9 protein-coding genes and 1 pseudogene are annotated in these 13,612 nt (G+C 60.8%); 7 read left to right on the top strand and 3 right to left on the bottom strand.

What is annotated here, in order from left to right:
• Window positions 1-210: 210 nt before the first annotated feature.
• Window positions 211-648 (bottom strand): YkgJ family cysteine cluster protein, encoded by a 438-nt coding sequence (locus LOY38_RS27895; protein WP_258697980.1) that lies wholly within the window; start codon window positions 646-648, stop codon window positions 211-213.
• Window positions 649-904: 256 nt separating this feature from the next.
• Here LOY38_RS27895 and LOY38_RS27890 point away from each other — a divergent pair, with 256 nt between their 5' ends.
• The 5 genes from LOY38_RS27890 to LOY38_RS27870 all read left to right on the top strand — a co-directional run bounded on the left by LOY38_RS27890 (window position 905) and on the right by LOY38_RS27870 (window position 10,452).
• Window positions 905-3,355, top strand: a complete 2,451-nt coding sequence (locus tag LOY38_RS27890; protein WP_258697979.1) for a glycogen/starch/alpha-glucan phosphorylase — start codon at window positions 905-907, stop codon at window positions 3,353-3,355.
• A gap of 224 nt (window positions 3,356-3,579) precedes the next feature.
• Window positions 3,580-7,167, top strand: a complete 3,588-nt coding sequence (locus tag LOY38_RS27885) for a DUF2339 domain-containing protein (protein WP_258697978.1) — start codon at window positions 3,580-3,582, stop codon at window positions 7,165-7,167.
• Window positions 7,164-8,531 (top strand): DUF3999 domain-containing protein, encoded by a 1,368-nt coding sequence (locus tag LOY38_RS27880; RefSeq protein ID WP_258697977.1) that lies wholly within the window; start codon window positions 7,164-7,166, stop codon window positions 8,529-8,531. The genes LOY38_RS27885 and LOY38_RS27880 overlap by 4 nt, the downstream gene beginning before the upstream one ends.
• A 304-nt stretch (window positions 8,532-8,835) precedes the next feature.
• Complete coding sequence (locus LOY38_RS27875) at window positions 8,836-9,846, top strand: class 1 fructose-bisphosphatase (RefSeq protein ID WP_038978569.1); 1,011 nt, start codon at window positions 8,836-8,838, stop codon at window positions 9,844-9,846.
• Between the two features lie 3 nt (window positions 9,847-9,849).
• Window positions 9,850-10,452, top strand: coding sequence for a DUF924 family protein (locus LOY38_RS27870; protein WP_258697976.1), 603 nt, complete (start codon window positions 9,850-9,852; stop codon window positions 10,450-10,452).
• A gap of 117 nt (window positions 10,453-10,569) precedes the next feature.
• On the opposite strand, the gene LOY38_RS30480 is transcribed toward LOY38_RS27870, so the two are convergent.
• Both LOY38_RS30480 and LOY38_RS30475 read right to left on the bottom strand, forming a co-directional pair.
• Window positions 10,570-11,334 (bottom strand): methyl-accepting chemotaxis protein, encoded by a 765-nt coding sequence (locus LOY38_RS30480; protein WP_408980649.1) that lies wholly within the window; start codon window positions 11,332-11,334, stop codon window positions 10,570-10,572.
• 93 nt (window positions 11,335-11,427) lie between these two features.
• A pseudogene (locus LOY38_RS30475) lies at window positions 11,428-12,450 on the bottom strand (cache domain-containing protein); the annotation flags it as partial.
• Window positions 12,451-12,744: 294 nt separating this feature from the next.
• On the opposite strand from LOY38_RS30475, the gene LOY38_RS27860 reads away from it, so the two are divergent.
• Entirely contained in the window at window positions 12,745-12,999 is a 255-nt protein-coding gene (locus tag LOY38_RS27860; RefSeq protein WP_007907841.1) for a hypothetical protein, read from the top strand.
• A 33-nt stretch (window positions 13,000-13,032) separates the two neighbouring features.
• Window positions 13,033-13,602 carry a lipocalin family protein gene (locus tag LOY38_RS27855; RefSeq protein WP_258697974.1) on the top strand — a complete coding sequence of 190 codons (570 nt, stop codon included), beginning with the start codon at window positions 13,033-13,035 and terminating at the stop codon, window positions 13,600-13,602.
• Window positions 13,603-13,612: the final 10 nt, after the last annotated feature.

Genomic DNA, 13,612 nt, shown 5'->3' with positions numbered 1-13,612 from the left:
CTTAGTTAGCAGCTAAAAAAACGCCCCCGACCGCAAGGTCGGGGGCGTTTTTGTTTGTCTGGGTTTTTTTGCGGTGTCAGTTCGGGCCCCATCGCGGGCAAGCCCGCTCCCACAGGGATTTGTGGTGTTCACATAATCTGTGTTCAGCGCCGAACCCTGTGGGAGCGGGCTTGCCCGCGATGAGGCCCCGTCAGACAGCGGGATTCTGGATCAGAACTTGTCCAGCGTCCGCGGATTGTTCTCGCGCACCACTTCTTTGGGCTTGTACGCGCAATACCCCGGCCGCGGTCCGATCTTCGGGTGGTTGCGGCAGGTGTCCGGGCGCTTATCATAAATAGTGCACAGACGGCTTTTACGATCCAGGTAGAGGCAATCGTTGTTGCTCATGCGCTGGAGGGTGAAGATCTCGGACTTCTGGTTATAGCGCTCGACGATCCCTTCCTTTTGCAAACGCTTGGCGATGTTCTTCGGCGGGTCGCCACGCTCGAATTCGTCGACGATGCCGATACGGATCAGATCCTTGATCTTGACCTCGACCGGCAAGGTGCAGCAGCTGGACACGCAGGCGCCGCACATCGGGGCAGAGTACTTGGCCCAGGTATCGAGGCGATCGATCTCCGCGGCGGCAATCAGGTTGGGCTTCATCATCGGTTGTTACCAGCGTGTGCATCAGGGCGCGCGATCATACCGGGACTGGTGGATTTTTGAACAACCTTTCGCCAGATTTTTTTGCTTGTCGCAAAATAGGCACTGTGTCCGGCACGGCCCCTGCATTGTTTCAGGCACGCGATAACCTAATGTCGATCTATCTCGCACTAACAGGGAAAACTGCCGAACCAGAGTCTCTAAGGTCTGTCAGACCGACTAGGCTCAGACAACTTCACGCTCGCTCGAGGTCCTATCGATGACTCAAGAACCACTTGTTCGCGAAGCAGAGGTGGCCGCATTCCGCGACGCCGTCTTGACCAAGCTCACCTACGCGGTGGGCAAAGACCCGGATCACGCCTTCGACCACGACTGGTTCGAAGCCATTGCCCTGGCGGCGCGCGATCACATGGTCGAGCACTGGATGGACCACACCCGGCAGATTTACCGCAAAGGCCAGAAACGGGTCTATTACCTCTCCCTTGAATTCCTCATCGGCCGCTTGCTCTACGACAGCCTGAGCAACCTCGGCCTGCTCGATGTGGCCCGCGAGGCCATGACCGAACTTGGCGTCGACATGGAACGCATCCGTCTGCTGGAACCCGATGCGGCACTGGGTAACGGAGGCCTCGGGCGTCTGGCGGCGTGCTTCATGGAAAGCATGTCGACCCTGGGCATCGCCGGCCATGGTTACGGCATTCGTTACGAACACGGTTTGTTCCGCCAGGCCATCGTCGATGGTTGGCAGCAGGAGCAGACCGAACACTGGCTGGATTTCGGCAACCCCTGGGAGTTCGAACGGCCGGAGGTCGCCTACCCGATCGGTTTTGGCGGCAGTGTTGAAACCGTGACCGATGAAAGCGGCAAGTCCAGGCAAGTCTGGTCCCCGGCGGAAACCGTGCGGGCCATTGCCTATGACACCCCGGTGGTCGGTTGGAAAGGTGCGAGTGTCAACACGCTGCGACTGTGGCGTGCCCGGGCCATGGAAGAGTTGCACCTGGAACGCTTCAACGCTGGCGACCACCTGGGCGCGGTAGCTGAAGTGGCCCGGGCCGAAAGTATCTCCCGGGTGCTCTACCCGGCGGACAGCACCGAGGCCGGCCAGGAACTGCGTTTGCGCCAGGAATACTTCTTCGTCGCCGCGTCCCTGCAGGATTTGCTGCGTCGCCATCGCAACATGCACACCTCGGTGCTGACCCTGGGTGATCACGCGGCCATTCAACTGAACGACACCCATCCCTCGATTGCCGTGGCCGAGCTGATGCGTCAGTTGGTCGACGTCTATGACGTGGCGTGGGATGCGGCGTGGCAGGTCACCGTCGACACGCTGTCGTACACCAACCACACGCTGTTGCCGGAAGCGCTGGAGACCTGGCCGGTCGGTTTGATGGAGCGAATGCTGCCACGGCACATGCAGATCATTTATTTGATCAACGCCCAGCACATCGACTCGCTGCGGGCCAAGGGCATTCACGATTTTGACGTGCTGCGTGCGGTGTCGCTGATCGAGGAAGACAACGGTCGTCGTGTGCGTATGGGCAACCTGGCATTCCTTGGCTCCCATAGCGTCAATGGTGTGTCCGGTCTGCACACGCAACTGATGCGCAGCACGGTGTTCTCCGAACTGCACAAGCTCTACCCGGAGCGGATCAACAACAAAACCAACGGCATTACCTTCCGCCGCTGGCTCTACCAGGCCAACCCCGAGCTGACCTCCATGCTGGTCGACGCCCTCGGCCAGGGTGTGCTGGACAACCCCGAGGAGCGTTTGCTGGCTCTGGAGCCGTTTGCCGAGAAGACTGCATTCCACAAACAGTTCGCCGAACAGCGGCTGCACAGCAAGAAAGCCCTGGCGTACCTGATTCATGAGCGGCTGGGGATCGCGATCAACCCGGCGGCGATGTTCGACGTGCAGGTCAAGCGGATCCACGAATACAAACGTCAGTTGCTCAACCTGCTGCACACCGTCGCACTGTATCAGGCGATTCGTGCCGAACCGGAAATCGACTGGGTACCACGGGTGAAAATCTTCGCCGGCAAGGCGGCGGCCAGTTATCACCAGGCCAAGCTGATCATCAAACTGACCAACGACATCGCCCGGGTGGTCAACAACGACCCGACCGTGCGTGGTTTGCTCAAAGTGGTGTTCCTGCCCAACTACAACGTGAGCCTGGCCGAAAGCATCATTCCGGCGGCGGATTTGTCGGAGCAGATTTCCACCGCAGGCTTTGAAGCTTCGGGCACCAGCAACATGAAATTCGGCCTCAACGGCGCGCTGACCATTGGCACCCTGGACGGCGCCAACGTGGAAATGTGCGAGCGCATCGGCGCAGAGCACATGTTCATCTTCGGTCTCAGCGCCGAGCAAGTGGAAGCGCGCAAGCGCAACCATGAATTCAGCGCGGCGCCGGACATTGCCGCCTCCCATCGACTCAACGACGTGCTGCAAGCGATTCGCGGCGGGGTGTTCTCGCCAGACGATCCGTCCCGTTACACCGCTCTGATCGATTCGCTGGTGGACTACGACCGCTTCCTGGTCTGCGCCGATTTCGACGCTTACTGGAACGCGCAGATGCGGGTCGAGGCCCACTGGCACGACTCGAAAGAGTGGTGGCGCTCAGCGGTATTGAGCAGTGCGCGGATGGGCTGGTTCTCGTCCGACCGGACCATTCGCGAGTACGCCACGGATATTTGGAAGGCGTTGGAGTAACTTTTAGCAATAATTGCGAGTCAGGCCCGACGGTTGTTGGGCCGGACCGATATACTAAGCGCCAGTTTCTGTGAGCGCTTCACGGACGCCATCGCGGGCAAGCCACGCTCCCACAGGTCATATGTCGTTCTTACGGCGCATGTAAATCCTGTGGGAGCGTGGCTTGCCCGCGATGACGTCCGTGCAGGCGCCACAAGGCAATGGGCCGCTTAGGGATATCGACCATGCAATGGATTTTCATGCTGATTGGGCTGGTGCTGGGCTGGATACTCGACGAGTCGTTCAGCGATGCGCTGTTGGGTGCGTTGCTTGGGTTAGGTATTGGCCAGGCCATTGGCATTGCCCGTTTGGGTTCAAAAGCTGCCGAACAGCACCTTCTGCTGGAGCAGACGCAGGTTGCGCTGAACGCGGTGCAGCAACGTCTGGCGTTGCTGGAGGTGTCTGGCGTCAAAACGCCCGAAACCAGTGAACCTGCGACCAGCGAGCCCGTTCCGTCCCCTGAAATCATTCTCGAGCAAGCCCCTGTCGTAGCCCCGGAGCTGATCTGGGAACTACCGCCCGAACTCGAACCCATCACGGCGGCCGCTACCGAAGCTAGTCGTCCTCTGCCCGATGATGCGTGGAAACCCGAACCGATCGCCCGCGAACCACAGCAACCGGCGGCGCCTCGCGGTCCGAACTTCATCGAGCGGGCCATCAGCGGCGCGCGCAACTGGTTGTTCGGCGGCAATACCGTGCTGCGGGTCGGCGTGGTGCTGTTGTTCCTCGGCCTGGCCTTCCTGTTGCGCTATGCCACTGAAGGCATGGTGGTGCCGGTCGAGCTGCGTTACGCCGGTGTCGCGGCGACGGCCTTGGGCTTGCTCGCTCTGGGCTGGTGGCTGCGATTGCGCAACAGCAATTACGCCTTGATGCTGCAAGGCACCGGGATTGCGGTGTTGTACCTCACGGTATTTGCCGCGATGCGTCTGCATCCATTGCTCGACCCCACGGCGGCGCTGGGCTTGCTGGTGGTGGTGACGGTGTTCTCGGCGATTCTCGCCATTACCCAAAACGCGATGGGCCTGGCCGCCGCTGCCGCGCTCGGCGGTTTCGCCGCGCCGATCCTGACCTCCACCGGGGCTGGCAATCATGTCGCGCTGTTCAGCTATTTCGCCCTGCTCAACGCCGGCATCCTCGCCATCGCATGGTTCAAGGCCTGGCGGCTACTCAACCTGATCGGTTTTGTCGGCACCTTCGGCATCGGGTTGGCTTGGGGCCTGCGTTCCTACAAGCCCGAATTGCTGTGGAGCACCGAGCCGTTCCTGATTCTGTTTTTCCTGATGTACCTGGCCATCGGCCTGTTGTTCGCCCGGCGCAAGCTGCTGGAAATGAGCGACGCGCCCGAGGACGACAGCCGCGATGCACTGTTGCGCTGGTCGGCGCGCAAGGGCGATTACGTCGATGGCACGATGCTGTTCGCGCCACCGCTGGTGGGCTTCGGTTTGCAGTTCGCGTTGGTGGAGCATCTGGAGTTTGCCGCCGCCTTCAGCGCCTTGGCACTGGGCATGATTTACATGGGCCTGGCCCGGTTGTTGATGGGCGGTCGAGCGCTGTTGTTGGCGGAAACCTGTCTGGCGCTGGGGGTGATCTTCGCCAGCCTGGCGATCCCCTTGGGGCTCGACGCACGTTGGACCGCCGCAGCCTGGGCGGTGGAAGGCGCGGGGATTTTCTGGCTCGGCCTGCGTCAACAGCGACCGCTGGCGCGAGCCTTCGCCTTGCTGCTGCAACTGGGCTCGGCCCTGGCCTTCCTCAGTGAGCTGCGCAGCGGCGAGAGCAGCCTGCTCGATGGCGCGCCGCTGGGGGCGTTGATGCTCGGCGTGGCGCTGTTGTTCAGCTTCTACCAATTGCGCAAAGCGTTGCCCGAACAGGCATCAAAGTGGGAGCGCCAAGGGTTGCCAGTGCTGGCCTGCCTGGGGCTGACTTTTCTCTATTTGCTGGCGCCGCTGTTCTTCTTCACCCACGGCACGGCGATCAGTTGGGCGCTGGCCGGGTTGGCGACGCTGTTCATTGGCCTGCGCCTGCAATCGCGGGCGTTCCTGTTCACCGCGTTCGCTGTGCAGTTGCTCGGTGGTGTGTTGTTCCTGTTGCGGCTGCAAGGGGCCAACGGTGATTCTGCCGCCGTGTTCAGCGCTGGTTGGAGCGGTTTGCTCAGCGCATCCCTGATCGGGCTGGCGTTGATCGCCGGTATGTTGCTGGCAGCCCGGGACGAAATGGTGCGCAGTGATGTGCGCTTGCTGCGCGGCTTGTCGGTGGTGTTACTGGCCGGTCTGGTACTGATCAACCTTGCCGTGCTGTTCGTGTTGCCGTGGCAAACCGCGAGTGCGGTATGGGCGGCCAGTGGTTTGTTCATCATCTGGCTGAGTCTGTACCTGAAGCAGCGCGTGAGTTTTGTCTTTGGTCTGCTGTTGCAGGTGATTGGCGGCGTAGCGTTCCTGTTCGCCGGGCCGGACTTGCTCGGGCCGCTGCTCAGCGAAGGGCTGCGACCGCTGGCGCATAGCGGTTTCTGGACGCCGCTGGTGCTGGGTCTGGCCGCATTCGTCGGCGCCTGGCGTTTGCAGCTCGGTAATCATGCTTCGGCCTTCGATAGGTTGAGCTTGCAGCGCTTGTCCGAAGTGTTGCTGGTGTGGGGCACGGGTTGGTGGGCACTGGCGTGGGTCAGCGAAGTGCTGCGCTTTGCGCCGGTGAATCTGCAAGCGACGTTGTTGCTGGCAGTCGCAGCCGTGAGTGTTGCGTTGTGGGCGGTATTGGCGCTGCGCCTGAAGTGGTCGTCGCTGGGCTTGCTCTGCACCTTGCTGATTCCCGCTGCCGGTCTGGTATTACTCGCCGCTTGGCATTCGCGATATCACCCGGCAGGCAACTTCGGCTGGCTGGTTTGGGCTGCGGTGTTCGTCGTGCATTTCTTCTCCCTGCGGCGTCTGGCGCCGATGCTGCCTGCAAGCGCCCTGAGCACCGCCCATGTGCTCGGCAGCTGGCTGTTGATCGGCGTGCTGGCCCTGGAGTTGCGTTACGGCTTGCTGCTGTTGTCGGAACAGTACAACGCCTGGCGCTGGTTGGGCTGGGCGATTCTGCCGAGCCTGTATCTGGTGCTGATGGCTGCACCGCGCGCGTGGCCATGGCCGGTGTCGGCTTATTCCCGCGAGTACCGGGTCTATGCCGCTGCGCCTCTGGCGTTGTTGATGCTCGGCTGGTTCTGGCTGGCGAACATCGCCAGTGACGGCACCGCCGAGCCGTTGCCGTATGTGCCGCTGATCAACCCTCTGGAGCTGGGTCTGTTGTTTGCCCTGTTCGGGGTGTACGTGTGGTCCCGCAACGCGGTCACGCAATTGGCGATCCGCAAGGATTACGCCGATAACGCCACGCAAGTGATTGCCGGTGTATCGCTGTTCGCCTTCTTCACCGCGCTGGTGATGCGCGCGGCTCACCATTGGGGCGGCGTGCCGTTCGCGCTGGATCTGCTGCTTGAATCGATGCTGGTGCAGGCGGGCCTGTCCATCGTCTGGACCCTGATGGCCTTGAGTCTGATGATCGGTGGGCATCTGCGTCATCGTCGCGAAGTCTGGCTGATTGGCGCGGCGTTGATCGCACTGGTGGTTGCCAAGTTGTTCTTCGTTGAATTGAGTAACCGCGGCGGGCTGGCGCGGATCGTGTCGTTTATCGGCGTTGGCGTATTGCTGCTGGTGGTGGGCTATTTCGCCCCGTTGCCACCCAAGCGCACCGAGGCTGTGCCGGAAGCTGAAAAACCGGCCCCTGAAACCGAAGGAGTGTCATCTTGAGTCAGAAGCTGAACCTGGGCTGGTGGGGTGCTGTGGTGCTGGGTGTGACGCTGTCGGCCGGCGCTCAGGAGAAACCGGCGGACTTTGCCGCACAGGTGCCGTTGTCCGTGAGTGGCGAGGGCCCGTGGTATCGCCTGGAATTGCCCTTGGGCGTGCAATTGAAAGCGCGACAGACCGATCTCAGCGATCTACGCGTCTTCAATGCGGCCGGTGAGGCTCAGGCGTACGCCCTGGCCCGGGAACCCGCGCAGACCCGCGAAAACCGCACGCAAACCGACGTGAAGTGGTTTCCGTTGTATAACTCGGCGGATGCCACCGAACATGCGCCGAGTGTGCGCGTGCAATCGAACACCAACGGCACGTTGATCGAAGTGCAGCCGTCCAGCCAGTTGGAGGCGGGCGAAGAAGAGCTGCGCGGCTGGTTGCTCGATGCCAGCAGCATCAAGGCGCCGTTGCAGCAATTGATTCTCGACTGGACCAGCGAGCGCGACGGTTTCCAGCGTTTCAGCATCGAAGCCAGCGACGATTTGCAGCATTGGCAGTCGTGGGGTGAAGGGCAGGTGGCGCGTCTGACGTTTGCCGACGAACGGGTCGAGCAACATGAAGTCGGCCTGCCGGGGCAATCGGCGCGCTATTTGCGCTTGCTATGGAATTCGCCTCAGTCGGCGCCGATGCTGACGTCGGCGCAACTGGAAAGCGCCAGCCCACGCACCTTGCCGCTGCCGTTGGTCTGGTCGCAACCGTTGGCCGGCACCAGCGTGAAGGCTGGTGAGTACATCTGGCAATTGCCGATGGGATTGAACGTCCAGCGGCTGCAGATCGAGCTGAGTCAGCCCAACAGCCTGGCCCCGGTGACGTTGTCGGGGCGGCGGGAGACCAGCCTGCCGTGGCAACCGCTGACCAGCGGTTTGCTGTATCGCCTGACCCAGAATGGCCAGGACGTGGTGCAGAACGAATTGCAGTTGTCGGGCCAGACTGTGCAGCAATTGAAGCTGACGGTGGATGAGCGCGGCGGTGGCCTGGGCGCTGAAGCGCCAACCGTGCGGTTTGCCGTGCGCTCCACGCAACTGGTGTTCCTGGCGCGCGGGGCCGGGCCTTATACGCTGGCGCTGGGGAGTGCGACGGTGAAGGCGGCGAGCTTGCCGTTGTCGACGCTGATTCCGGATTACAGCGCGGCGAAGCTGGCGACGTTGGGCAAGGCGACGGTGGATGGAGCCGCAGTGGTGATCCCGGTGGCGACAGCGCCCGCGCTGGTGGGCATGAACTGGAAGAAGTTCGGGCTGTGGGCGGTGTTGTTGCTCAGTGTGCTGTTTCTGGGGGGCATGGCGTTCAGTTTGCTGCGCAAGCCTGCTGCTAAACCCTGAGGATGGCTGGCGCTGCACGCCATTCGCGAGCAAGCCGGCTCCCACATTGGATCTTCAGTGGGCACACTATTTGTGAACGACTGCAATCAAATGTGGGAGCGGGCTTGCCCGCGAAAGCGGTCTGTCAGCCATAAAAAAACCTCAATCCGCCGCTGATCCACAAGCCACATCGGCCCCTTTTCGAACTACGCTCAACCCCGCGCATGAACTCTATTGGGTGTATCACGTCTGATAGGAGGAAATGCGCCCTGACTCGCGTTAAACTGCACGGGTTTTTAGCCCCCCCATTCCTCCGGAGCCTTCCATGTCCCGCGTTACCCTGAGTCGCTATTTGATTGAGCAGACCCGCAGCAACAACACTCCTGCCGATCTGCGCTTCCTGATCGAAGTGGTGGCGCGTGCCTGCAAGGAGATCAACCACGCCGTGTCCAAAGGCGCCCTGGGTGGCGTTCTGGGCAGCATGGGCACTGAAAACGTCCAGGGCGAAGTGCAGAAGAAGCTCGACGTAATCTCCAACGAGATCCTGCTCGAAGCCAACGAATGGGGCGGTCACCTGGCCGGCATGGCGTCCGAAGAAATGGACAATGCCTACCAGATCCCGGGCAAATACCCGAAAGGCGCGTACCTGCTGGTATTCGACCCGCTGGACGGTTCGTCGAACATCGACATCAACGCCCCGGTCGGCACCATCTTCTCGGTACTGCGTTGCCCGAACGAATACCTGACCCAGAACGAACCCTTGAATGAAAAGGCCTTCCTGCAGCCAGGTACCCAGCAAGTGGCCGCCGGTTATGCGATCTACGGTCCGCAGACCATGCTGATCCTGACTTTGGGTGACGGCGTGAAAGGCTTCACCCTGGACCGTGAAATGGGCAGCTTCGTATTGACCCACGAAAACATCACCATTCCTGAAACCACCCAGGAATTTGCCATCAACGCGTCCAACCAGCGTCACTGGGAGGCACCGGTACAGCGCTACGTCGGCGAATTGCTGGCAGGCGACGAAGGCCCGCTGAAAAAGAACTACAACATGCGCTGGGTTGCCGCGATGGTCGCCGACGTGCACCGCATCCTGAACCGTGGTGGCCTGTTCATGTACCCACGCGACAGCCGCGAGCCGTCCAAGCCGGGCAAACTGCGTCTGATGTACGAAGCCAACCCGATGTCGTTCCTGGTGGAGCAAGCCGGCGGCGCCTCCACCGACGGCCACCAGCGCATCCTCGACATCCAGCCGGAAGGCCTGCACCAGCGTGTTGCGGTGTTCCTCGGTTCGAAAGAAGAAGTTGCCCGCGTCACGGCTTACCACAAGGAGTAAACCATGACCGCGCCTTGGCAGCCGTTACTCGAATGGTGGTTCGGATCTTTCGAATCACCCAACGAAATAGCGGCTGACAAGGGCAAGTTATGGTTCGGCAAGCGTGACAGTCAGGACCTCGAAGCGCGGATGCGTTTCGGGGACCTGGTCGAGCAGGCACTGGCCGGTGGATTGACCGAGTGGGCGCAACGCCCCGAAGGTTGGCTGGCTCTGGTGCTGTTACTCGATCAACTGCCGCGTATGATCTTTCGCGATACCCCCAAATCCTTTTCCGGCGATCTCAGGGCTCAGGCACTGGTAGCGCAGGGCACTGCCGCGGATTTCGATCGGCAACTGCGACCGATCCAGCAGGTGTTTATCTACCTGGTGTTCGAGCATTGCGAAAATCTGGCCGTGCAGAACGAAGCGGTTTCGCGGTTTCTTGATCTGGTTGAACAGCAACCGGAGGCGGATCGGGCGGTGTTTGCCGATAACCTGGATTATGCCGAGCGGCATCAGAAGATCATTGCGCGGTTTGGGCGGTTTCCCCATCGCAATGTGGTGTTGGGGCGTGAGTCTACGGCTGAGGAGCTGGAGTTTCTTTCAGGTCCCGGATCCCGCTTCTAGCTTTTCGTTGTTGCTGATACCGCCATCGCGAGCAGGCTCGCTCCCACATGGATCTTTGTCGCTCTGGAGATCCACTGTGGGAGCGAGCCTGCTCGCGATGAGGTCATCAAGAGCGCCTTAGATCCTGAAGCTACCCACCAACTGCTTCAATCGCGCCGCCTGCTGCTCAAGGTCGGCACACGCACGCAAGGTCGACTGCAAGTTCTCCACACCTTCCTGATTCAGCGTATTGATTTCGGTGATGTCGACGTTGATCGACTCAACCACGGCCGTCTGCTCTTCGGTCGCGGTGGCCACCGACTGGTTCATCCCGTCAATCTCACCGATGCGCTGCGTCACGCTGCCCAAGCGTTCGCCGGCCTGGTTGGCGATGCCGACGCTGCTTTCGCTCTGGTGCTGGCTGTCGGTCATGGTGCTGACCGCTTCTCGGGCGCCGACTTGCAGCTCCTCGATCATCTTCTGCACTTGCTGCGCCGAATCCTGAGTGCGGTGGGCGAGGTTGCGCACCTCATCGGCGACCACGGCAAAACCACGGCCGGCTTCACCGGCACGGGCCGCCTCGATGGCCGCATTGAGCGCCAGCAGGTTGGTCTGTTGCGAGATGCTGGTGATCACTTCCAGAATCTGACCGATGTTCACCGTGTTGCTGTTGAGCGTTTCGATGTTGCCGCACGAATCGCTGATCTTCGCTGACAGTTGCTGCATGGCGGCGATGGTTTTATCCACTACTTGCTGACCGTCTTCGGCCAGGGCCCGCGCGTCGCTGGAGTGCTGGGAGGCGAGGGCGGCGTTCTGGGCGATTTCCTGGGCGGCGGCGCCCAGTTCGTTGATCGCCGCTGCCACACTGCTGGTGCGCGAAGCTTGCTGGTCGGAGTTGAACATCGACGAGTTGGAGGCCGCCACCACCCGCAAGGCCACTTCGTTGACCTGGCCGGTGGCCGAGGACACTTCCCGGATCGAGGTATGGATACGCTCGACGAAACGGTTGAACGAGGTGCCCAGTGCACCGAATTCGTCCTGGCCGTGGATGGTCAGGCGTTTGGTCAGGTCACCTTCGCCCTCGGCGATGTCATGCATGGCGCGGCCCATGATCAGCAGCGGTTGCATCAGTACGCGGATCAACATGCCCAGCAGCGCGATGATGATCACCACGGCGATGACCATGGCAATAATCGCCGAAGTACGGAATTCGCTGAGCATCGAGAAGGCGGTTTCCTGATCCAGCACCAGTGCTACGTACCAGTCCGCCGAAGGCACACCGTTAATGTGGGTGAAGGAGATGAACTGGGCTTTGCCGTCCACTTCGACTTCTTTCAGCTCCGGGCTGATTTTTGGCGCGCCGTTGGGGTAGGCGTCGGCCAGGTTCTTGAGCACCAGTTTGCTGTCGGGGTGGATCAGGATTTTGCCGTCGGCGCTGACAATGAACGCATGGCCATGACCGCCGAAATTCAGCGAGTTGATGATCGCGCTGACGCTGGACAGGTCAATATCCGCGCCGGCGACGCCAATCATCTGGCTCTGGTGCTTCACCGGCGTGGCCACGGTGATCACCAGTTTGCCCGACGAGGCCGCGATATAGGGTTCGGTGACGATGGTCTGTTGTGCGCTATTGGCCGCTTTGTACCAGCCACGGGCACGCGGGTCGTAGTCCGCGGCGCGATTGCCGGCCGGGACCGAGAACATTACGCCATCGGTGCCGCCGAAGTAGCTCAGCTGGAAGTTGCTGGTGTAGGCCGGCAGGTCGATGGCGCGCTTGAGGTTGGCTTGGGCGCTGCCGTCCACCGCGATCTGCTGGGACAGCGATTGCAGCAATTGGATGCGGCTTTCCAGCCAGGTCTGGATGTTGCTGGTGGTCAGGCTGCCGAGTTCCTGCATCGAGGATTCGGTACTGCTGCGCAGGGTCTGCCGCTGGCGGTAATCGTTGAACAGGATGAAACAGGCAAATGCGACGGCCACCACGAGAGCGGCTGCCAGCAAGATTTTGTGGCTGAATTTCATATTTCTGGTCATTAAATGATCTACCGCGCAGGGGCTGGTCAGCAAAGAGGCGTCAATTTGCCACAGTAGAAGGCTTGGCGCTGCTTTTATGTCGACTGGCCAGCGCCAAAGATTAGGCGGGTTTGACGAAAACCGACGAAATACTCAACGACACGAGAAAGTGGCTGATTTATCGGCAAAAGCCTGACGGGCGGCCGAACAAATAGCCGGAGGGTCAGGGAACCAGACAGGGGTTTTCTCTTCTAAGCTTCAGCTTGGCAGCCATGCCATTCCCTTCGCACCAGGAGTTACACCATGTCGCTGCGATCTATCGCCTTGCTCTCGTTCTGCGTGTTGTTGGCCGCGTGCGGCAAGATCAATCAGGAAAACTACTCGAAGCTGTCGACCGGCATGCCCAAGGCCGAGGTTGAAACCTTGCTGGGCAAACCCACCGACTGCTCGGGCGCGCTCGGCATGTCCAGCTGCACCTGGGGTGACAAAAACAGCTTTATCAGCGTGCAGTACGCCGGTGACAAAGTGCTGATGTTCTCTGGCCAAGGCCTGAAATAAACCGGGGCTACGCGCCCACGGGAGAAAAAAATAATGAAGCGGTTACTGATCGTTCTTTTTGCCGGCCTGGTATTGGCCGGCTGCGCCACTTCTGGCGTAGATCCGTTGGCACCCAAGACCGTCAACACGGTCAACCTCAAGCGCTACCAGGGAACCTGGTACGAGTTGGCGCGTCTGCCGGTGTATTTCCAGCGTAACTGTGCACAATCCGAGGCCCATTACACCCTCAAGCCTGATGGCGACATGGCAGTGCTGAATCGCTGCCTGACGTCGGACTGGCAATGGGAAGAGGCCAAAGGCACGGCTTATCCACAGGTGCCCGGCAAGGCTGACAAGCTCTGGGTCGAATTCGATACCTGGTTCTCGCGACTGATACCCGGTGTGGCGAAGGGAGAATACTGGGTGTTGTACGTCAGCGATGATTACAAGACCGCAATTGTCGGCGACCCGGGCCGGCGTCACCTCTGGCTGCTGTCACGGACCCCGACGGTCAATGGCGTGGTGCGCGAAGAACTGCTGAGCAAGGCGCGTCAGCAGGGGTATGACACGACGCGACTGATCTGGCGCACGTCGGATACCAAGATGGCGAAGACTTCGAATTAGGCTGCCGCTG

Origin of the sequence: Pseudomonas sp. B21-015, from assembly GCF_024749285.1 — a bacterium.
In the GTDB taxonomy this organism is placed as follows: domain Bacteria; phylum Pseudomonadota; class Gammaproteobacteria; order Pseudomonadales; family Pseudomonadaceae; genus Aquipseudomonas.
This window is presented reverse-complemented; position numbering and strand designations above follow the sequence as displayed.

Excerpts from the sequence above, each read along its gene's own strand:
- LOY38_RS27895 (WP_258697980.1), bottom strand. The coding sequence starts at position 648 with ATGATGAAGCCCAACCTGATTGCCGCCGCGGAGATCGATCGCCTCGAT.
- LOY38_RS27890 (WP_258697979.1), top strand. The coding sequence starts at position 905 with ATGACTCAAGAACCACTTGTTCGCGAAGCAGAGGTGGCCGCATTCCGC.
- LOY38_RS27885 (WP_258697978.1), top strand. The coding sequence starts at position 3,580 with ATGCAATGGATTTTCATGCTGATTGGGCTGGTGCTGGGCTGGATACTC.
- LOY38_RS27875 (WP_038978569.1), top strand. The coding sequence starts at position 8,836 with ATGTCCCGCGTTACCCTGAGTCGCTATTTGATTGAGCAGACCCGCAGC.
- LOY38_RS27870 (WP_258697976.1), top strand. The coding sequence starts at position 9,850 with ATGACCGCGCCTTGGCAGCCGTTACTCGAATGGTGGTTCGGATCTTTC.
- LOY38_RS30480 (WP_408980649.1), bottom strand. The coding sequence starts at position 11,334 with ATGTTCAACTCCGACCAGCAAGCTTCGCGCACCAGCAGTGTGGCAGCG.
- LOY38_RS27860 (WP_007907841.1), top strand. The coding sequence starts at position 12,745 with ATGTCGCTGCGATCTATCGCCTTGCTCTCGTTCTGCGTGTTGTTGGCC.
- LOY38_RS27855 (WP_258697974.1), top strand. The coding sequence starts at position 13,033 with ATGAAGCGGTTACTGATCGTTCTTTTTGCCGGCCTGGTATTGGCCGGC.